The organism is Streptomyces sp. NPDC030296, assembly GCF_055572815.1.
This window is the reverse complement of the sequence record NZ_JBVICQ010000004.1, coordinates 295,722-315,144: the sequence shown is the minus strand read 5'-3', so window position 1 is coordinate 315,144 and position 19,423 is coordinate 295,722. Positions and strand designations below refer to the sequence as shown.

The 19,423-nt window shown below is 70.9% G+C and carries 12 protein-coding genes; 7 read left to right on the top strand and 5 right to left on the bottom strand.

Features of this window, described 5'->3' with window-relative positions; translation table 11 throughout:
* The first annotated feature begins 8 nt into the window (after nucleotides 1–8).
* A complete protein-coding gene (locus ACZ4Z3_RS13355; RefSeq protein WP_468501076.1) occupies nucleotides 9–1,934 on the top strand; it encodes an exo-alpha-sialidase in 1,926 nt (641 codons plus the stop codon).
* A gap of 10 nt (nucleotides 1,935–1,944) precedes the next feature.
* Nucleotides 1,945–3,183 carry a hypothetical protein gene (locus ACZ4Z3_RS13350; RefSeq protein ID WP_468501075.1) on the top strand — a complete coding sequence of 413 codons (1,239 nt, stop codon included), beginning with the start codon at nucleotides 1,945–1,947 and terminating at the stop codon, nucleotides 3,181–3,183.
* Here ACZ4Z3_RS13350 and ACZ4Z3_RS13345 read toward each other — a convergent pair.
* Complete coding sequence (locus ACZ4Z3_RS13345) at nucleotides 3,122–4,162, bottom strand: bile acid:sodium symporter family protein (protein WP_468501074.1); 1,041 nt, start codon at nucleotides 4,160–4,162, stop codon at nucleotides 3,122–3,124. The genes ACZ4Z3_RS13350 and ACZ4Z3_RS13345 overlap by 62 nt on opposite strands.
* Before the next feature lie 144 nt (nucleotides 4,163–4,306).
* On the opposite strand from ACZ4Z3_RS13345, the gene ACZ4Z3_RS13340 reads away from it, so the two are divergent.
* Complete coding sequence (locus tag ACZ4Z3_RS13340; protein WP_468501073.1) at nucleotides 4,307–5,182, top strand: LysR substrate-binding domain-containing protein; 876 nt, start codon at nucleotides 4,307–4,309, stop codon at nucleotides 5,180–5,182.
* Nucleotides 5,183–5,489: 307 nt separating this feature from the next.
* A complete protein-coding gene (locus ACZ4Z3_RS13335) occupies nucleotides 5,490–7,316 on the top strand; it encodes an AMP-dependent synthetase/ligase (protein WP_468501072.1) in 1,827 nt (608 codons plus the stop codon).
* Nucleotides 7,317–7,356: 40 nt separating this feature from the next.
* Here ACZ4Z3_RS13335 and ACZ4Z3_RS13330 read toward each other — a convergent pair whose 3' ends face one another.
* Nucleotides 7,357–8,133 (bottom strand): Tat pathway signal sequence domain protein, encoded by a 777-nt coding sequence (locus ACZ4Z3_RS13330; protein ID WP_468501071.1) that lies wholly within the window; start codon nucleotides 8,131–8,133, stop codon nucleotides 7,357–7,359.
* 231 nt (nucleotides 8,134–8,364) lie between these two features.
* On the opposite strand from ACZ4Z3_RS13330, the gene ACZ4Z3_RS13325 reads away from it, so the two are divergent.
* Nucleotides 8,365–9,201 carry an aldo/keto reductase gene (locus ACZ4Z3_RS13325; RefSeq protein WP_468501070.1) on the top strand — a complete coding sequence of 279 codons (837 nt, stop codon included), beginning with the start codon at nucleotides 8,365–8,367 and terminating at the stop codon, nucleotides 9,199–9,201.
* Nucleotides 9,202–9,284: 83 nt separating this feature from the next.
* Here ACZ4Z3_RS13325 and ACZ4Z3_RS13320 read toward each other — a convergent pair whose 3' ends face one another.
* The 3 genes from ACZ4Z3_RS13320 to ACZ4Z3_RS13310 all read right to left on the bottom strand — a co-directional run bounded on the left by ACZ4Z3_RS13320 (nucleotide 9,285) and on the right by ACZ4Z3_RS13310 (nucleotide 12,895).
* Complete coding sequence (locus ACZ4Z3_RS13320) at nucleotides 9,285–10,214, bottom strand: class I SAM-dependent methyltransferase (RefSeq protein WP_468501069.1); 930 nt, start codon at nucleotides 10,212–10,214, stop codon at nucleotides 9,285–9,287.
* 124 nt (nucleotides 10,215–10,338) lie between these two features.
* Nucleotides 10,339–10,932: a dihydrofolate reductase family protein gene (locus ACZ4Z3_RS13315; protein WP_468501068.1), complete on the bottom strand. Its 594-nt coding sequence runs from the start codon at nucleotides 10,930–10,932 to the stop codon at nucleotides 10,339–10,341.
* A gap of 250 nt (nucleotides 10,933–11,182) precedes the next feature.
* Entirely contained in the window at nucleotides 11,183–12,895 is a 1,713-nt protein-coding gene (locus tag ACZ4Z3_RS13310; protein WP_468501067.1) for a glycoside hydrolase family 6 protein, read from the bottom strand.
* Nucleotides 12,896–13,555: 660 nt separating this feature from the next.
* On the opposite strand from ACZ4Z3_RS13310, the gene ACZ4Z3_RS13305 reads away from it, so the two are divergent.
* Nucleotides 13,556–16,471, top strand: coding sequence for a glycoside hydrolase family 48 protein (locus tag ACZ4Z3_RS13305; protein WP_468501066.1), 2,916 nt, complete (start codon nucleotides 13,556–13,558; stop codon nucleotides 16,469–16,471).
* 146 nt (nucleotides 16,472–16,617) lie between these two features.
* A complete protein-coding gene (locus ACZ4Z3_RS13300) occupies nucleotides 16,618–19,302 on the top strand; it encodes a cellulose binding domain-containing protein (protein ID WP_468501065.1) in 2,685 nt (894 codons plus the stop codon).
* Nucleotides 19,303–19,423: the final 121 nt, after the last annotated feature.

The following is a 19,423-nucleotide window of genomic DNA, read 5'->3' as shown; positions in this document are numbered from 1 at the left end:
GCCGCACCGTGCCGTCGAGTCTTCGCGCACGTCTCAGATCCACCCTCACCGCCGTATTCACCCCCACACTCACCACCGCCGTACTCACCACCACCGCACTCCTCGCCCTCCCCCACCCCGCCGGAGCGGAGGACCGACCAAGGACCGGCGCCGCCGAGTTCGAGCAACAGGTTCTCTTCAAGGCGTCCCAGGACCCCGGCTACGCCTGCTTCCGCATCCCGGCGATCGTGCGGAGCACGGCGGGAACCCTGCTGGCCTTCGCCGAGGGACGCGTCCTGAACTGCGGGGACGCGGCCGACATAGACCTCGTGCTGAAGCGGTCCACGGACGGCGGCCGCACCTGGGGCCCGCTCCAGGTCGTCAACGAGGGCGCCGGCGACACCCACGGCAACCCCGCCCCCGTCGTGGACCGGGAGACCGGCCGCATCGTGCTGGCGGAGACCCACAACACGGGCCGCACGGACAGCGCGAGCTGCGACGTGCCCTGTGACCGCACCCCGCATCTCCAGTACAGCGACGACGACGGACTGACCTGGTCCGAGCCGCGGTCGCTCGCCGAGCGGATCCGCCCGGCCCACTGGAACTCCTGGTACGCCACCGGGCCGGTGCACGGCATCCAGCTCACCCGGGGCCGGCACGCGGGCCGCCTGGTTCTCGGCGTGAACGCCGAGACCTGGGCGGACGGCCGGGTCTCCGCGAACCACGCGGCGCTCGTCACCAGCGACGACGGCGGCGAGAACTGGCGGATCGGCGCCACCGACACCTGGCCGATCGCAGCCGACGGAACGTTCCGGCAGAAGCCGTCGGAGCTGACGCTCACCGAACGCGCCGACGGCTCGGTCCTGGTGAGCGGGCGCGAGCAGGACGGCACCGACCTCGGGCACCGCAGCCAGACGGTCAGCCGGGACGGCGGTCGCAGCTTCGCCTCCCCGTTCCGGGCGCTCCCGGACCTGTACATGCCCCAGGTGCAGGGCTCCGTGCTGCGGCTGGGCGACCGCCTGCTGCTGGCCGGGCCCGCCGACCCGGACCGCCGCCGGACCATGGCGATCCGCTCCTCGTACGACGGCGGCCGCACCTGGGAGAGCGTGGACCGGGGCACGGTCGTCACCACCGACTGGTCCGGCTACTCGGACCTGGTGCGGATCGACCGCGGCGTCGACGGCAACGATGTCGTGGGGCTGCTGTACGAGGGCGGTGCCGTCGACGCCCGCGACGAGATCCGCTTCGCCCGGTTCGCGGAGGACTGGCTGAAGCCGCGCCGGGGCCCCGACCCGACGACTCCCGACCGGGCACCCGGCGGCGGGCGGGCCGCCGTGCTCGGGGGTGCGCGGCCCACGGACGGGGCGTTCGGGGGCGCGATCGCGTTCGACGGCGCCGACGACGCCGTACGGCTGCCGTACCGGTCCCGACTGCCGCTCCACGACAGGGAGTTCACCGCCTCGCTCTGGTTCCGCTACACGGCGGCCACCGGGGAGCATCCGCTGCTGTGGATGGGCGGGGTCGGGACCACGCAGCCCCAGGTGTGGGTGCGCGGTGAGCCGGCGTCGGGGAGGCTGACGGCGCTGATGACCGTGCGGGACGGTGCCGCGGCGCCCAGAACCGTGTCGGTGCGGTCGACGGGCGCGTACAACGACGGGCGGTGGCACCACCTGGCGCTGCGGCGCGGCGGCGGGCAGCTGACGCTGTTCGTGGACGGGACACGGTTCGCCGTCGCCGACGTCGCCGGATCGGTCAGCCGTAACTCGCCGTTCGGGGTGCACCTCGGGCAACGCGTCGACAGCCGGGTGCACTTCACCGGGGCGCTCGACGAAGTGCTCGTCGACGACCGGGCGTTGAGCGACGACGAGGTGGCCGGTCTGCGGGCCGGGGACACGGCCGCGCGGCGCGGCGCGATCCTGTGGCTGCCCATGGACCGCGTGGACCGGGGCCACTAACGTCCCTCCCGTGCCCGACGACGCGGGAGCACGACGGCGGACGGGGGCGGGACCGGTCATCGTTCTGGCACTGGTCCTCGCCCTCGCGGCCGTGCTGCTCACCGCCCTCCCGGACGACGACCGGGAGGGCGGCCGCGCCTGCACGGCCCGCACCGTCCGCGACTGGGAGCCGGACGAGCCGCTGACCGGCGAGTTCGCCCGCTACGGCGACGACGCGACCCGCACCGACGACTGGACCGGCGGCGACGGCACCCACTCGGTGCGCCTGCCCGACGGGCGGGTGCTGTGGCTGTTCTCCGACACCTATCTGGGCCAGGTGCACGCGCCGCCCAACCCCGTCGGCGAGTCCGTGGCCTGGCGGGACGTCGCGACGCCCCTGGTCCGCAACTCGGCGGTCGTCATGTCCCCCTCGGGCCGGCTGGAGTCCACGCTCCCGGCCCCGGTCTTCCCGGACCCGGCGCCCGAGCAGTGGCGCTGGCCGGTGGCCGCCCGCGTCGAACCCCGCTCCCCCGGTTCCGCCGAGAAGGTCGTCAGGGTGCTGCTGTGGACGCGTACGGCGGGTCAGGCACCCTGGATCTACGGGGTGCCCACGGCCACCGAGGTGGCCACGCTGTCGCTGCCCGCGCTGCGGCTGGAGGGGGTCACGACGGTCCTCGACCAGGCGTCGGTCGCCGATCCCGCGCGGCGGGTGCTGTTCGGGACGACGGCCGTCGACGCGGGCGACTGGACGTACGTCTTCGGCGGCACCGACGCCCAGGCCGCCTCCCGGCCGACCTCCCACGCGTATGTCGCCCGGGTGCCGCGCGGCAGGCTCGGGGAGCCGGGCGCGTGGGAGTACTGGGACGGCTCGCGGTGGGCGGTGCGGGGGCGGCCCGCGGCGGTGCTGGGCAACGGGGAGGACAAGGGCGTCGGCAGCGCCTTCAGCGTCGTCCGGGACGGGCGCACCTATGTGCTGTTCACGATGGCCGCCGGGACCGAGGGCCTGACGACCGTCACCGCGTACTGGGCCTGCTCCCCCACCGGGCCCTGGCACGGGCCCACCAAGGGGTTCGGCCCGCCGCTGCCGAGGGACGGGGTCGCGGCGTACAACCCGCAGGCGCACGAGGCGCTCGGCGGCGACGGGCGGCTGGTCCTCAGCTACGACGTCAACTGGCTGGACGCGAACGCGGCGGCGGCGCAGCTGAACATCACGCGGAACGTGTCCTTGTACCGACCTCGGTTCGTGTCCCTCCGTCTCGCCGCTCCGTGACCTCCGCCTCAACGGGGTCGTGCGAGCGGCGCTTGGCGATGACCGCGCAGACCATGAGCTGCATCTGGTGGAACAGCATCAGCGGGAGCACGGCGAGGGACGCCTCGGCGCCGAACAGGACGCTCGCCATGGGCAGTCCGGAGGCGAGGGACTTCTTGGAGCCGGCGAACTGGATGGCGATCCGGTCGGCCCGGCCGAAGCGCAGGAGCTTCGCGCCGTACCAGGTGAGCGTGAGCATCACCGCGAGGAGCACGGCCTCGACGACCAGCAGTCCGCCGAGCCGCAGCGGGCTGACCTGGCTCCAGATGCCGCGCACCATGCCCTCGCTGAACGCGACGTAGACGACGAGGAGGATCGAGGCGCGGTCGACGAGGCCGAGGATCCGCTTGTGCCGGGTGACGAAGCCACCGATCCAGCGGCGGGCGAGCTGCCCCGCGACGAACGGCACCAGCAGCTGGAGCACGATCTTCCAGACCGCGTCGGCGGAGAAGCCGCCCACGCTGCCGCCGAGCAGGCTCGCCGCGAGCAGCGGGGTGATGACGATGCCGGCGAGGGAGGAGAAGGAGCCCGCGCAGATCGCGGCGGGAACGTTCCCACGGGCCATCGAGGTGAACGCGATCGACGACTGGATGGTCGACGGGACCAGGGTGAGGAAGAGCAGGCCCGTGTAGAGGGAGTGGCTCAGGAACACCGGTTCGAGGCCCCGGGCGGCCAGGCCCAGCAGCGGGAAGACGATGAATGTGCAGGCCAGGACGGTGACGTGGAGCCGCCAGTGCTTCAGGCCGTCGAGGGCCTCACGGGTGGAGAGCCGGGCGCCGTAGAGGAAGAACAGGAAGGCGATCGCGGCCGTGGACGCGCCGGAGGCGACCTCGGCGGCCGCACCCCGCGCCGGGAGGAGCGCCGCGAGACCCACCGTCCCGAGCAGCAGCAGGATGTACGGGTCGATCGGCATCCAACTCGGCCGGCACAGGCGTTTCACGGTGCTCCACGTGCTTTCGATCGGGGGGTGCGGCGGGGCCGGAGAGCCCGTCTCCATGGTCCTCTCCCACCCCGTGATCGGGAATCCGTCATACGGCTCTGACAGCCATCGCGTTTCGTGATGACCAGGCGTAGGGTGCCCCTCATGTACGACCCCACGCACCTGCGGACGTTCCTCGCCGTGGCGCAGACGCTGAGCTTCACCCAGGCGGCGCGGCGGCTGGGACTGCGCCAGTCCACGGTCAGCCAGCACGTGCGCCGCCTGGAGGACGCGGCCGGGCGGCAGCTGTTCACCAGGGACACGCACTCGGTGGAGCTGACGGAGGACGGCGAGGCGATGCTGGGGTTCGCGCGCCGCCTGCTGGAGGTGCACGAGCAGGCGACGGCGTTCTTCACCGGGACCCGGCTGCGCGGCCGGCTGCGCTTCGGAGCGTCGGAGGACTTCGTGCTCACCCGGCTGCCGGAGATCCTGGAGGGCTTCCGGCACGACCACCCCGAGGTCGACCTGGAGCTGACGGTCGAGCTGTCCGGCACACTCCACGAGCAACTGGCGGCGTGCAAGCTCGACCTGGTGCTCGCGAAACGGCGCCCGGAGGACCCGCGCGGCGAGCCGGTCTGGACGGACCGGCTGGTGTGGATCGGCGCGGAGCGGCTGCGCCTCGACCCCGACCGCCCGGTGCCGCTGATCGTCTACCCGCCGCCGGGCATCACCCGCGCGCTGGCCCTGGAGGCGTTGGAGCGGGAGGGCCGCGCCTGGCGGGTGGCCTGTACCAGCGGCAGCCTCAACGGCCTGATCGCCGCCGCCCGCGCGGGCCTCGGCGTGATGGCTCATTCCCGTCGGCTGGTGCCCCCCGGTCTGGTCCGGGTGCCCGAGCGGGCGGGGCTGCCGGAGCTGGGCGAGGTCGACTTCGTGCTCGTGCACGGACGGCGTCCGGGAGCGGCGACGAGCGCGGCGGACGCGCTGGCCGCGGCGATCCTCTCCGGCGGCGACCGCCTGCACGGCCGGGCCCGTGGGGTGTGACGGCACGGTGCGCGACCGCGCTGGAACTGATGCCGGTCCGTGCGACCGGAAGCCCCGGGGCCGGACGTGAAGCGGCGCGACCCGGCCCCGGCGGCGGCCGTAATCGGGTCGTACAGATTCGGTGGAGATTACGGTGCCGAAACCTACTGTGCCGTAAGGGATTTCGCCCTGACTCTTCCCCTCTGCACACATTTCCGGCTACCCGCTCGTACTGATCTTGCCGATTCGTCCCCTCCGATTCCCCTCCCATCCCGGCTCCCGGTGAGGTAGCTTTCACGCGCTGTGCGGAGCGCCACGAGGAGCGGGTTTGCGCGAGTTCACCAACCCTCCGTTGGCGTCGGCGCCGCCGGTGGGCGGTCTGGCCGACGTCGTCTTCGAGTACGCCCGGGAGGACCCGACGTACATCGCGCTCGGCCGCAAGGACGAGCGGGGCGAGTGGCGCGACGTGACCTCCGCCGAGTTCCGTGACGAGGTGCTGGCGCTCGCGAAGGGCCTGCTGTCGCAGGGGGTTCGGTTCGGCGACCGGGTCGCCATCATGTGCCGCACCCGGTACGAGTGGACCCTGTTCGACTACGCCCTGTGGACGATCGGCGCCCAGGTCGTCCCCATCTACCCGACCTCCTCCGCCGAGCAGGTCTTCTGGATGCTGTTCGACTCGCAGTGCACGGCCGCGATGGTCGAGCACGAGGACCACGCGATGACCATCGCCACGGTCATCGACCGGCTGCCGCAGCTGCGCCGGCTGTGGCAGCTGGACGCGGGCGCCGTGGAGGAGCTGTACGAGTCGGGCGCGCAGCTCGACGACGAGGTGGTGCACCGGCACCGGCGGGCGGTGACCCCGGAGTCGGTCGCGACGATCATCTACACCTCCGGCACCACGGGCCGCCCCAAGGGCTGCGTCATCTCCCACGCCAACTTCATGGTCGAGGCGGACACGGTCATCGAGCGCTGGGCGCCGCTGTTCGAGTCCCGCAGGGGCCAGGAGCCGGCGACCCTGCTGTTTCTGCCGCTCGCGCATGTCTTCGGGCGGATGGTGCAGGTGGCCGGGATCAGGGGCAAGGTGAAGTTCGGGCACCAGCCGCAGCTGAGCGCGGCCGTGCTGCTGCCGGACCTGGCCGCCTTCAGGCCGACGTTCTTCCTCGCGGTGCCGTACATCTTCGAGAAGGTGTTCAACGCGAGCCGGCGCAAGGCCGAGCGGGAGGGCAGGGCCGGCCCGTTCGAGAAGGCCGTCGAGGTCGCCGTGAAGTACGCGGACGCGATCGAGGCGAAGGCCTGGGGCATCGGGCCCGGCCCCTCGGCGAGCCTCAGGGTGCAGCACCAGTTCTTCGACAAGGTCGTCTACGCGAAGATCCGGGAGGCCATGGGCGGCCGGATCAAGTACGCGATGTCCGGCGGCTCGGCGATGGACCGCCGGCTCGGCCTGTTCTACGCGGGCGCCGGCATCCACATCTACGAGGGGTACGGGCTGACGGAGTGCACGGCGGCCGCGACGGCGAACCCGCCCGAGCGCACCCGGTACGGCACCGTCGGCCAGGCCATCCCGGGCATGACCGTGCACATCGCGGACGACGGCGAGGTGTGGCTGCGCGGCCCCAATGTCTTCCAGGGGTACCTCAACAACCCCAAGGCCACCGACGAGACCCTGCACGACGGCTGGCTCGCCACCGGGGACCTGGGCGCCCTCGACGAGGACGGCTACCTCACGATCACCGGGCGCAAGAAGGAGATCCTGGTGACCTCGGGCGGCAAGAGCGTCTCCCCGGCGATCCTGGAGGAGCGGGTGCGGGACCATCCGCTGGTCGCCCAGTGCATCGTCGTCGGCAACGACCGGCCGTACATCGCCGCGCTCGTCACCCTCGACGCGGAGGCGGTCGAGCACTGGATCCAGATGCACGGCAAGCCGAAGCTGTCACCGGCCGACCTGGTGCGCGACCCGGAGCTGGAGACCGAGGTGCGGCGGGCGGTGGTCGCCGCCAACACTCTGGTCTCGCAGGCCGAGTCGATCCGCACGTTCCGGATACTGGCGCACCAGTTCACCGAGGAGCAGGGTCTGCTGACGCCGTCGCTGAAGCTGAAGCGGAAGGCGATCGAGAAGATGTACGCGAAGGAGGTGGAGGCGCTGTACCGGGCGTGAGAGCGCCGGGGACACGCCCGCCCTCCTTCGCGCACCCGGGTCAGACCAGCTGGTAGCCCCGCATGTTCCGCAGCAGCATGTGACAGTTCCGCAGGGAGCCCGAGGTGTCGCCGAGGGAGCGGTAGATGCCCCACTTGGGGCGCAGCCGGTCGGCGAGGAAGGTGTCGACGCCGGTGCGGGAGACGTCGATCAGGGTCGTCGAGCCCTTCTTGAGGATCCAGCGCACCGAACCCGCCGAACCGTCGCCGACCTTGACCTGGAAGTCGACGTCGGTCCAGGAGTCGTGCAGGGGCGCCAGGTCGGTGCGGCCGACCAGGATGTCGTCGATGGGCAGCTTCAGCTCGATGGTCTGGGCCCCGTTCACCCGGCGCAGGGACTGCACCACGAGCGGGGAGGTGCCGTTGCCGGGCTGCTTCATCTGCATGATGTGGGTGAAGCTGGTGGTCGCCTGGAGGGAACTCGGCAGATACATCTGGTAGGTGACCCGCCAGGTCTGCCCCTCCGTCCAGCGGAGGAAGCCGCTGGACGTGCGCAGGCCGGTGACCTCCTGGCGCTGCCGGTCGGTGGAGGTGTCCCGGTCGACGGTGTGCATGTCGAACCGCCAGGTGTCGCCGGTGGCTCGGATGTGCGGCGCGCCGGCGGTGTGGGAGTCGGCGCGGTCGTCCTCGATCGTCTCGAAGGCGCGGAGTCCGTCCGCGCTCGCCGAGGGGGACCACTTCAGCTGCCAGGAGGCGGCGTGCGCGGTGACCGGTGGACCGAGGGCGGCGGCCGTGCCGCCGAGTGCGGCGCCGAGGAGGGTCCTGCGTGTGGGGGTCATGGCCATCCATTCACGTACGTGACCGGAGTTCAGTGATGTACGTCGGAACGGTGCAAGACTTCCCGTGTGACGGTGTTCGGTCAATGGTCCGGACCGATAACGTAGAACCGTCGGATCCATTTCCGGCCATTCTGCGATTCGGTGTGCGAGCGGGCCGCTCAGGAATGCATCGCGTGCCGTGATCGTTGACGATGGGAAGCACCAACCGACGACTTTAAGGATCGAGAGCTCGTGAGCAGCAAGGTCCCCCCGATCATCCTGAACAACGGCGTCGAGATGCCCCAGCTGGGCTTCGGCGTCTGGCAGGTGCCGGACGACGAGGCCGAGCAGGCCGTCGGCACGGCGCTGGAGGCCGGCTACCGCAGCATCGACACGGCCGCGATCTACGGCAACGAGCGGGGCACCGGCAAGGCGCTCGCCGCTTCCGGCGTCCCCCGCAAGGACCTCTTCGTCACCACCAAGCTCTGGAACAGCGACCAGGGCTACGACGCCACGCTCCGCGCCTTCGACGAGTCGCTGGACAAGCTCGGCCTGGAGTACGTGGACCTGTACCTGATCCACTGGCCGGTCCCGGCCCGCGGCTCCTACATCGACACGTACAAGGCGTTCGAGAAGCTGTACGCCGACGGCCGCGCGCGGGCCATCGGTGTCTCCAACTTCCTTCCGGAGCACCTGGAGACGCTGATCGAGGCGACCAGCGTCATCCCGGCGGTCAACCAGATCGAGCTGCACCCCCACCTCCAGCAGCACGCCTCCCGCGAGTACCACGCGGAGCAGGGCATCGCCACCGAGGCCTGGTCGCCGCTCGGCCAGGGCAAGGGCCTGCTGGAGGTCCCGGCGATCATCGCCATCGCGCAGAAGCACGGCCGCACCCCGGCCCAGATCGTGCTGCGCTGGCACCTCCAGCTGGGCAACGTGGTCATCCCCAAGTCGGTGACCCCGTCCCGCATCAAGGAGAACATCGAGGTCTTCGACTTCTCCCTGGACACCGAGGACATCGCCGCGATCAGCGCGCTGAACGAGGACCGCCGCATCGGTCCCGACCCGGCGACCTTCGACATGGCCTGAGGCTCACCGACGAGACCGCCCGCCGGAGATGCTCCGGCGGGCGGTTTCGTGCGCCACGGGCGCCCACCGCCCCCGTGCCCGCGTCACGCGCGGGCTAGGTGGACCGTGTGGGCCGCGAGGACGAACACATCGGGGCGGTGGTGGAGGCTCGCCTTGTCGTCGGGGTCCAGCAGCCGGTCGAGTGTGGAGAGGTCGGACGGGTCGAGGTGGTCCGCGTACTCCGCGAGGGTCTCCCGGCGCCGCCGGAAGATGGTGAGGGCGTGGGCGCGTGCCGCCTCCGACACCGGGGCCGGCAGGTCCAGCAGGAAGGTGCGGGAGGTCGCGTCACGCAGGCCCGCGGCGGTGAGGAGGCCCGGCCAGTCCTCCGCCTCCTCGACCGTGCCGGGCAGGGCGGCCCGCATCTCGCCGAACCAGAGCTCCTCCACCGCGTCGAGCCGGGACTGGAGTCCGGGACGGCCGATGCCGATGTCCCGCGGCAGGAACCGCGTGGGCAGCCCGCCCTCGACGAGCGCCAGCACCCCGCCCGGGGCCAGCCGTTCGGCGAAGGCGGCGAGGCCGGCCCGCTGGTCGCCGAGGTGGTGCAGGCTGCGGCTCGCCCACAGCACGTCCACGGGGTACTCCAACTCGACCAGCCCCTCGGGGAGGTCCGCCTCCAGGGTGGCGAACCGGTCGGCCACGCCGAGGCGTTCCGCCCGGGACCGGGCCCGCTCCAGCAGCAGCCCCGAGCCGTCCACGGCGACGATCCGGGCGCCGGGGAACGTGTCGGCGAGCAGTGTGCTCACCACGCCCGGACCGCTGCCCGCGTCGACGACGAGCCCGGGCTCCGGCTGCCGCTCGGCCACCCAGGCGGCGGCCTGGCGGTTCAGCGGCGCGAACAGCTCCGCCTGCTCCTCCAGGTGCTCGGCCAGCTCGGCCCAGTCGATGTCGGTGTGGTCGTGACGCCCGTGCCCGTGGCCATGCCCGTGCCCGCGCCCGTGGCCGTCGCCCTGGCCGTGCTGGTGGTGGTGTCCCATGGTGGTGAGCCTCTCTTCCGGTTGCCGTCAGCCTGCGCCGACGCGCCACTGGACGGCAACCTCTCTTGCCGTAACGGCAAACTCTCCGGGCTTCGCGCGCTCCGGGCTTCAGACTCTCCGGGGGTCAGCCCTTGTCGGCGGCCCGGTAGACACAGACGTTCACGCCCGTGGGGCTCGTGACCGTGGAGACCAGCTTCAGGGTGTGCTTGGCGCCGCCGTCGGGGAAGATCGTCTTTCCGCCGCCGAGGACGACCGGCATGACCATCAGCCGCAGCTCGTCGACGAGGCCCTCGTGCAGGAGGGTCCGGGCGAGGCTGGGGCTGCCCATGACGAGCAGGTCGCCGCCTTCGCTCTCGCGCAGCTTGCGGATGTGGGCGACGGCTTCCTCACCGGGGACGCGGGTGGTGTTCCACGTCAGCTCGTCGTCGCCGAGGGTGCTGGAGACCACGTACTTGGGGAGGGCGTTGATCCGGTCGGCGAAGGGGTCACCGGTGCTCTCGGGCCAGGCCCCGGCCATCGCCTTCCAGGTGCGACGCCCGTACAGCAGCGCGTCGGCCGCGCGCAGCGCCTCGTCCCAGGCCCCGCCGACCACCTCCGGGTCGAAGAACTCCTGGGTCCAGCCGCCGTGGGCGAAGCCGCCGTCGGTGTCCTCCTCGGGGCCGCCGGGGGCCTGCACGACGCCGTCCAGACTCATGAACTCGGTGATGACGATGCGCATGGGGTGGTCTCCTCGTCCGCTCGGGGTGTACGGCGGTGAAGACCGGGGTGCCGTCCGGAACTCATCGCCCCACCCGTCCACGCCACGGTGACGTGCGTCACACCACCATGCCACCGAAACGGCAACGGCCGCCCGCCCCCGTGAGGAAGGGGACGGGCGGCCGTCGCGCGTGCGGGCGTGCCGTGCGGCCGGACCCGCCAGGGGGTGGGGGAAGTGCGCGCCCCTGGCGGATCCTCTCAGCCGGCGAAGGTCACAGCGCCGGGTACGCGTTCCGCATCAGCTCCTGGAACTGGGCGGAGAACCAGTGCCCGGACAGCGGCGCGTTGCCCAGGGCGCCGGACATGTTGTTGTTGTTCCGCGGGTTGCCCGTGTACGTCGGGTCGCACATCCGGTCGAAGCCCTTGCCCTCGTCGTTCGGGATCTGGGAGCTGGCCCCGTCGGACTCGCCCGGGGGCTTCATCCACACGTAGGCGTCGATCCCCGGCGCCGGGGCCGCCTGCGGACGCTCGCCGAGACCGGCTCCGGCCTGGTTGCACCAGTTTCCGGTGTTGAAGCGGCGGTCGTAGCGGCCGCCGTCGACGTAGGTGTCGACGGTCGTCCTCGCGCCCGGTCCGGTGGGCCGTGCGGTGCCGCCCCAGCCGTTGCGGGAGGTGTCGATCAGCATGCCGACGTTCGCGTTGAAGCCGGCCGAGACGGCCTGCGCCCGGAAGGCCTGGGCGAAGGACAGCTCGTCCACGTAGCGGTTCCAGTCGAGCCACTTCGACTCGCGGACCGACTTGCCGCCCACGGTGTCGTTGATGGTGAAGTTGTTCTCCTTGAGGGCGCTGTAGTTCGCCGTGTTGGTGATGAAGCCGTGGACGTCGTTCACCGTGGCGCCCTCGGCGGTCGCCGCCTCCTTCATGATGGCGGCGGAGGGGGCGAAGTTGTCGTCCCAGCCGAGCCAGCCGTGGTGGCCGGCGTCGACGTAGTTGTAGACGTTGGGGACGTCGCCCAGCTTGTTGAGCGCGTAGCCGACACCCTTGACGTAGTTGCCGTTGGCCTTCATCACGTCGCACTGCGGCACGGCCGTCGGGCGGCTGCCGGTGTTGGTGACGAGGTTGGGCAGCGAGTCGATCTCGACCGTGGTGACGATGCGCAGCGAGGCGTACTTCGGGTCGGCGAGGATCGCCTTGATCGGGTCGATGTACTGCGTCTTGTACTTGTCGATCTCGTCGGCCTTGAGCTCGCCGTTGGAGGCGAGGGCCGAGCAGTCACGGCCGGGCAGGTTGTAGATCACCAGCTGCACGACGAGCTGGTCGGAGCCCTTCTGCCGCAGCGCCTCGTCGAGGTGGGCCCGCAGCCCCATCTTGCCGCCGGCGCCCGCGATGGCGGCGGTGCGGTCCAGCCACACACCCGTGGGCTGGTTGGCGATCCGGCTGCCGCCCGGCTCGGCGGCGGCGTTCCTGGACCACTCCGGGTTCACGTACACCTTGGCGCCGGCGTACGGGTTGTCCACCCGTGAGCCGGGGTTGCCCGGACCCGGCTCGCCCGGACCGCCACCGCCGTCGTCGACGTTGCAGGTGACACCGTCCAGCGTGAAGGTCGCCGGGACGGCGTTGGAGCCGCTGTAGGAGGCGTTGAAGCCGAAGCTGACCGAACCGCCGGTCGGGAGGGAGCCGTTGTACGTCTCGTTGGAGGCCGTCACGGCGCTGCCGCTCTGGGAGATCTTCGCGTTCCAGCCGTTGCCCACCTGCTGGTTGCCCGCGTACGACCACTTCGCGGACCACGAGGACTTCGCGGCGCCGTTGTTGGTGATCGTGACGGCGGCGGTGAAGCCGGTGGACCACTGGTTCTGCACCTTGTAGTCGACGGTGCAGGGGATCGCCCGGATGCCGGAGTCGTCCGGCACGGCGGCCACCGCGGTCCCGGCGGCGCCGGCGACCAGCGCCATCGCCGCGAGGAGTGCTGTTCTGGTACGGCTCATGAGTGCGGGTTTCCTCTTCCGTAGTGGGGTGTACGTGGAGGTTCCGTAGGGGGTCGTGCGGGGTGCCCGTCCGCCGGGGCGGCGCGGACGCTCGCTCGGCCCGACGCCCGACGACGTGGGACTGTCGTCGCGGGCGGAGTTCAGGCCGGGCCGGCGGGAGCCGGCCATGTGCTCCGGTTCCGGCCCGGGCGAAAAGCGGATCGCCGCGGGGCGGGGTGGGTCGGTTCCACGGCCGCGGATCCAGGTCGCAGGTGTCCGCGAACCCGCTGGACGACCCTGTCGCCGGGCAGCTCGGACACCGGCGGCCCGTCACCGTCCGGCGGGGCGTGCCCGCTCACGGAGACGAGTAAAAGACCTGAACGCGGGGGGTGGCGCATGAGCGACTCCTTGCAGATCGGGCGCGCCGTGACGGCCGCGTCGACTGGTGGAACCGCTCCCACTGGTGCTGGTGAAGGTAGCGCCAAGCGACGGTAAAAGACAGGGGTGTTGCGTTATTGCCCGCCACAAATCTCGTCGCCCGTCGTCGAATCTTTTCGACTCTTCAAGCACCTTGACCGCCTGCACCCCTCTCCTCAATATGGGAGCGCTCCCACTGGTTCAAGGCTTGTTGTTGCTGCTCCGCCCCCACCTTCGTAAGAGCCGCACGGAAGGAACCAGAGCATGCACCCCAGACGCGGACGCCGTACCGCACGGCGCCTGTGGACCGCCGTGGTCGCGGCCCTCGCTCTTCCCCTGACGATGCTGGGCACGGGATCGTCCCCCGCCGCCGCGGCGGCCGTGGCCTGCAACGTCGACTACAAGACCAATGACTGGGGCTCGGGCTTCACCGCCGAGCTGACCCTCAGCAACCGGGGTACCGAAGCCATCAACGGCTGGACTCTGACGTACTCCTACGCGGGCAACCAGACGCTCACCAGCGGCTGGAGCGGCACCTGGTCGCAGTCCGGCAAGACGGTGACCGCGAAGAACGCGTCCTGGAACGGCACCATCGCCGTCGGGGGCGCGGTGAGCACCGGCGCCCAGTTCACCTACAGCGGCACGAACACCGCGCCGACCAACTTCGCGATCAACGGCACCGCGTGTGTCGGCGCCCACCAGCCGCCGATCACCGTGCTGACCAGCCCGACCGCGGGTGCCACGTACTCGCAGGGCGACCCGGTGCCGATGGCGGCCACCGCCGCGGCCGCGGACAACGCGACCGTCACCAAGGTGGAGTTCTACGACGACACCAGGCTGCTGGGCACGGACACGACCTCGCCGTACACCTTCTCGGCCACCGGTCTGTCCGTGGGCAGCCACTCGCTGGTCGCCAAGGCGTACGACAGCCTGGGCGCGTCGGCGGACTCCGCGCCGGTCGGCATCACGGTCGCCTCGGGACCCGCGGTGGTGGTCTCACCGACGCAACTGGGCGTGCAGCAGGGCAAGACGGGCACGTACGACGTGAAGCTCTCGACCCGGCCGTCGGGCAATGTGACGGTGACGACCGCGCGGGCCTCCGGCAACTCGGGCCTGTCGGTCACGGGTGGCGCGTCGCTGACGTTCACGCCGCAGAACTGGAACACGGCCCAGAAGGTGACCGTCACGGCCGACTCCTCGGGCACGGGTGCCGCGGTCTTCGAGTCGACGGCGACGGGCCACGCCAAGGGCGCGGTGACGGTGACGCAGCTGGCGGCGTCGAAGGTGTACGACGCCCGCTTCCTGGAGCTCTACGGCAAGATCACCAACCCGGCGAACGGCTACTTCTCCCCCGAGGGCATCCCGTACCACTCGGTGGAGACGCTGATCGTCGAGGCGCCGGACCACGGCCATGAGACCACCTCGGAGGCGTACAGCTACCTCCTGTGGCTCCAGGCCATGTACGGCAAGGTCACGGGCGACTGGTCCAAGTTCAACGGCGCCTGGGAGATCATGGAGAAGTACATGATCCCCACCAAGGCCGACCAGCCGACCAACTCCTTCTACACGGCGAACAAGCCGGCGACGTACGCCCCCGAGCACGACACCCCCAATGAGTACCCGGCGCAGCTCAACACGTCGGTCTCGGTCGGCTCGGACCCGATCGCCGCGGAGCTGAAGAGCGCCTACAACACGGACGACATCTACGGCATGCACTGGCTGCAGGACGTGGACAACGTCTACGGCTACGGCAACTCGCCGGGCAAGTGCGAGGCCGGTCCGGCCGACACCGGCCCGTCGTACATCAACACCTTCCAGCGCGGACCGCAGGAGTCGGTGTGGGAGACCGTCCCGCAGCCCACCTGCGACCAGTTCAAGTACGGCGGCAGGAACGGGTACCTGGACCTGTTCACCCGTGACGCCTCCTACGCCAAGCAGTGGAAGTTCACCAACGCCCCGGACGCCGACGCGCGCGCCGTGCAGGCCGCGTACTGGGCGGACGTGTGGGCCAAGCAGCAGGGCAAGGGCGGTGACGTCTCCGCGACCATCGGCAAGGCCGCGAAGATGGGCGACTACCTGCGCTACGCGATGTACGACAAGTACTTCAAGAAGGTCGGGAACTGCGTGGGGCCGACCACCTGCCCCGCGGGCACCGGCAAGGACGCCTCCTTCTACCTGCTCTCCTGGTACTACGCGTGGGGCGGCGCCACCGACACCAACGCCGGCTGGGCCTGGCGCATCGGCTCCAGCCACGCGCACGGCGGCTACCAGAACCCGCTCGCCGCGTACGCCCTCGCCAACTACGCCCCGCTGAAGCCCAAGTCGGCGACCGGGCAGGCGGACTGGGCCAAGTCCCTGGACCGGCAGATCGAGTTCTACCGCTGGCTCCAGTCCGACGAGGGCGCGATCGCCGGCGGCGCCACCAACAGCTGGGCGGGGCGGTACGCCACTCCCCCGGCCGGGACGCCGACCTTCTACGGCATGTACTACGACGAGAAGCCCGTGTACCACGACCCGCCGTCCAACCAGTGGTTCGGCTTCCAGACGTGGTCCATGGAGCGGGTCGCGGAGTACTACCAGCAGACGGGCAACGCCGCCGCGAAGACGGTCCTCGACAAGTGGGTCGACTGGGCGCTGTCCAAGACCACGATCAACCCCGACGGGACGTACCGGATTCCCTCCACGCTCCAGTGGTCCGGTGCCCCGAACACCTGGAACCCGTCCAGCCCCGGCTCCAACAGCGGGCTGCACGTCACCGTCGCCGACTACACCGACGACGTCGGCGTGGCGGGCTCCTACGCCAAGACGCTGACGTACTACGCCGACCGCTCCGGTGACGCCGACGCGGCCCGGGTCGCCAAGGCGCTGCTCGACGGCATGTGGGAGCACTACCAGGACGGGCTCGGTGTCGCCGTCCCGGAGACCCGTACGGACTACAACCGGTTCGACGACCGGGTGTACGTGCCGAGCGGATGGACGGGCACGATGCCGAACGGTGACGCGATCAACTCGTCGTCGACGTTCGAGTCGATCCGGTCGTTCTACGAGGACGACCCGGCCTGGTCGAAGATCGAGGCGTATCTGGCGGGTGGCGCCGCGCCGTCGTTCACGTACCACCGGTTCTGGGCCCAGGCGGACATCGCACTGGCCATGGGTGCGTACGCGGAGCTCCTCGAATAAGTCCCCGCTGAAGCTCCGGGTACGAGGTCCTGCGCTCCGGCGGGGGCAGGACCTGGGCCGGGCGGTCCCCACCCGCACAGGGGGCCGCCCGGCCGTTCACGCCGCCGTCCATCCGCCTCCCCCACGCGTCCGGAGAGGACTTCACCGTGCGAAGAACCCGCATCCTCACCACAGTCCTGGCCCTCGCGGCCGGTCTCCTCGCGGGCTCCCCACCCGCGCTGGCCGCCGAACGGGCCGGACAGGCGGAGCAAGCCGAGCGGGCCGGCGAGAAGGTGTCGATCGCCGCGGACACCTACACGTGGAAGAACGCCCGCATCGACGGTGGCGGGTTCGTGCCCGGCATCGTGTTCAACCGCAAGGAGAAGAACCTCGCGTACGCCCGCACGGACATCGGCGGGGCGTACCGCTGGGTGGAGTCGTCGAAGACGTGGACGCCGCTGCTGGACTCCGTCGGCTGGGACGACTGGGGGCACACGGGTGTGGTGAGCCTCGCCTCCGACCCGGTCGACCCGAACAAGGTGTACGTGGCGGCCGGCACCTACACCAACAGCTGGGACCCGGGCAACGGCGCGATCTACCGCTCGTCCGACCGGGGGGCGAGCTGGCAGAGGGCGAATCTGCCGTTCAAACTGGGCGGGAACATGCCGGGGCGCGGCATGGGTGAGCGGCTCGCGGTGGACCCCCACAGGAACAGCGTGCTGTATCTGGGGGCGCCCAGCGGGAAGGGGTTGTGGCGTTCCACGGACTCGGGGGCCACCTGGTCGCAGGTGACGAACTTCCCGAACGTCGGCGACTACGTGGCCGACCCCTCCGACACGAGCGGGTACTCCAGCGACAACCAGGGCATCGTCTGGGTCACCTTCGACGAGTCGACGGGCGGCGCGGGCACCGCCACGAAGACGATCTACGTCGGTGTCGCCGACAAGGAGAACGCGGTCTACCGGTCGACGGACGCGGGCGCGACCTGGTCACGGGTGGCCGGGCAACCGACCGGCCAACTGGCCCACAAGGGCGTCCTGGACGCGACGAACGGCCATCTGTACGTGGCGTACAGCGACACGGGCGGCCCGTACGACGGCGGCAAGGGCCGGCTCTACCGGTACGCGACGGCGACGGGGACCTGGACCAACATCAGCCCGGTGGCGGAGGCCGACACGCACTACGGCTTCAGCGGACTCACGGTGGACCGTCAGAAGCCGGGCACGGTGATGGCGACGGCGTACAGCTCCTGGTGGCCGGACACCCAGATCTTCCGCTCCACCGACAAGGGCGCGACCTGGACGAGGGCGTGGGACTACACCTCGTACCCCAACCGCGAGAACCGCTTCACCATGGACGTCTCGTCGTCGCCGTGGCTGACGTGGGGCGCGAACCCGTCGCCGCCGGAGCAGACGCCGAAGCTGGGCTGGATGACGGAGTCGCTGGAGATCGACCCGTTCGACTCGAACCGCATGATGTACGGGACGGGCGCGACGATCTACGGCACCGAGAACCTCACCAACTGGGACAGCGGCGCCAAGTTCACCGTGAAGCCGATGGTGCGGGGACTGGAGGAGACGGCCGTCAACGACCTCGCCTCTCCCCCGTCCGGGGCCCCGCTGCTCAGCGCGCTCGGTGACATCGGCGGTTTCCGGCACACGGATCTGACGAAGGTCCCGTCGATGATGTTCACCCAGCCGAACTTCACGACGACGACCAGTCTGGACTTCGCCGAGACCGACCCGAACACCGTGGTCCGGGTGGGGAACCTGGACTCGGGGCCGCACATCGCGTTCTCCACGGACAACGGCGCCAACTGGTTCGCGGGCACCGATCCGTCGGGGGTGAGCGGCGGCGGCACGGTCGCGGCCGGCGCGGACGGCAGCCGCTTCGTGTGGAGCCCGGCGGGCACCGGCGTGCGGTACACCACGGGCTTCGGAACGTCGTGGCAGGAGTCGAGCGGGATACCGTCCGGCGCGATCGTCGAGTCCGACCGGGTCGACCCGAAGACCTTCTACGGCTTCAAGTCCGGGAAGTTCTACGTGAGCACGGACGGCGGCGCGACCTTCACCGCGTCGAACGCTAGCGGCCTGCCGAGCGGTGACAGCGTGCGCTTCAAGGCGCTGCCCGGCACGAAGGGCGACGTGTGGCTGGCGGGCGGGGAGACGGGCGGCGCGTACGGGCTGTGGCACTCCACCGACGGCGGCGCCACCTTCACCAAGCTGTCGAACGTCGCGCAGGCCGACACCATCGGCTTCGGCAAGGCGGCCGCGGGCGCCTCGTACCAGACGCTGTACACCAGCGCCAGGATCGGCGGGACGCGCGGCATCTTCCGTTCGACGGACAAGGGCGCCACGTGGACGCGGATCAACGACGACGCCCATCAGTGGGGCTGGACCGGCGCGGCGATCACGGGTGATCCGCGGGTCTACGGCCGGGTGTACCTCTCCACCAACGGTCGCGGTGTCATCTACGGCGACACCTCCGACACGGGCGGCGGCACGGATCCCGATCCGGAACCGCAGCCGACGGGCGCCTGCGCGGTGACCTACAAGATCACCAACCAGTGGTCGGGCGGCTTCCAGGCCGATGTGCGGCTGGCCAACACGGGCACCGGCGCCTGGTCGGGCTGGACCCTCAACTGGTCCTTCCCGAACGGCCAGAGTGTCACGCAGTTGTGGAACGGGGCCCACACCCAGTCGGGTGCGGCGGTCTCGGTGAAGAACATCGCCTGGAACGCGAATGTCGCGGCGGGATCGTCGGTGAGTTTCGGCTTCACCGGAAGCTGGTCGGGGACGAACGGCAGACCGACCGCCTTCCGGCTCGGTGACCAGTCCTGCACGGTGACCTGACACCCGAGCGGGACGCGACGAGGGCGCGCGCCGGTCACGGCGCGCGCCCTCATTCATTCGTCGTCACGGTGCCGGATCCACCACAGGAGCATCACCGTGGCGGCGACGAGCATGATGATCG

Excerpts from the sequence above, each read along its gene's own strand:
- ACZ4Z3_RS13305 (WP_468501066.1), top strand. The coding sequence starts at position 13,556 with ATGCACCCCAGACGCGGACGCCGTACCGCACGGCGCCTGTGGACCGCC.
- ACZ4Z3_RS13340 (WP_468501073.1), top strand. The coding sequence starts at position 4,307 with ATGTACGACCCCACGCACCTGCGGACGTTCCTCGCCGTGGCGCAGACG.
- ACZ4Z3_RS13315 (WP_468501068.1), bottom strand. The coding sequence starts at position 10,932 with ATGCGCATCGTCATCACCGAGTTCATGAGTCTGGACGGCGTCGTGCAG.
- ACZ4Z3_RS13320 (WP_468501069.1), bottom strand. The coding sequence starts at position 10,214 with ATGGGACACCACCACCAGCACGGCCAGGGCGACGGCCACGGGCGCGGG.
- ACZ4Z3_RS13330 (WP_468501071.1), bottom strand. The coding sequence starts at position 8,133 with ATGACCCCCACACGCAGGACCCTCCTCGGCGCCGCACTCGGCGGCACG.
- ACZ4Z3_RS13310 (WP_468501067.1), bottom strand. The coding sequence starts at position 12,895 with ATGAGCCGTACCAGAACAGCACTCCTCGCGGCGATGGCGCTGGTCGCC.